Genomic DNA, 1,056 nt, shown 5'->3' with positions numbered 1-1,056 from the left:
TCTGCCTGTGCGACGCCGGCGGAAATCGCGAGACTTGCCGCTGCCAACCAATGGGTGAGTCGCTTCATCTGGACCGAATTCCCTTTACTTCCCCTGCTCCGGGCGTACCCAAGCGGGGTTGAAATAACCAATCAAGGTTTTGCGATACCCGGTGATGCCGGGAAGCTGCAAAGGTGACCGCCGGGTGACAGCCCGGGCAAGGAAATTGTGCGGCCTCTGCGGTATTCCGTGGTATACAAATTCGGAAAACCCCCTTGAACCACATTGCTTTCGATACAGATAATGTGGCAACTGAACACCGTATCTCCAGCCAGCCGCAAGGGAGCCCATCATGCCAATCATCGTCGGACAGGACACGTCCAGCACCCGCAAGACGCTTGAGGTAAACGGCAAGACCTATGCCTATTACTCGATCCCGGCGGCCGAAGCCGCGGGCCTCGGCACGTTCTCGAACCTTCCCGCCGCCCTCAAGGTGGTGCTCGAGAACATGCTGCGTTTCGAGGACGGCAAGACGGTCTCGGTCGATGACGTCAAGGCGTTTTCGGACTGGGGCAAGAACGGCGGCAAGGGCGACCGCGAGCTCGCCTACCGCCCCGCCCGCGTGCTGATGCAGGATTTCACCGGCGTCCCCGCAGTGGTCGACCTCGCCGCCATGCGCGACGGCATCAAGGCGCTGGGGGGCGACGCGCAGAAGATCAACCCGCTGAACCCGGTCGATCTGGTGATCGACCACTCGGTGATGATCGACGAGTTCGGCAACCCGCGCGCTTTCCAGATGAACGTGGACCGCGAGTACGAGCGCAACATCGAACGCTACGAGTTCCTCAAGTGGGGCCAGTCGGCCTTCAACAACTTCCGCGTGGTGCCGCCGGGCACCGGCATCTGCCACCAGGTGAACCTCGAGTATCTCGCGCAGACCGTCTGGACCGACACTGACCAGGACGGCGCAGAAGTGGCGTACCCCGACACGCTGGTGGGCACCGACAGCCACACCACCATGGTCAACGGCGCCGCCGTGCTGGGCTGGGGCGTGGGCGGCATCGAGGCCGAGGCCGC

Annotated in this window: 1 protein-coding gene; it reads left to right on the top strand. The window is 62.9% G+C overall.

Translation table 11 applies throughout. The annotated features are described in order from the left end of the window. Positions 1-331: 331 nt before the first annotated feature. The coding region (locus HC022_RS27310; RefSeq protein ID WP_254885290.1) for an aconitase family protein at positions 332-1,056 on the top strand (725 nt) is incomplete at its 3' end.

It is taken from the genome of Salipiger sp. HF18, assembly GCF_011806505.1.
Lineage (GTDB): Bacteria > Pseudomonadota > Alphaproteobacteria > Rhodobacterales > Rhodobacteraceae > Salipiger > Salipiger thiooxidans.
This window is presented reverse-complemented; position numbering and strand designations above follow the sequence as displayed.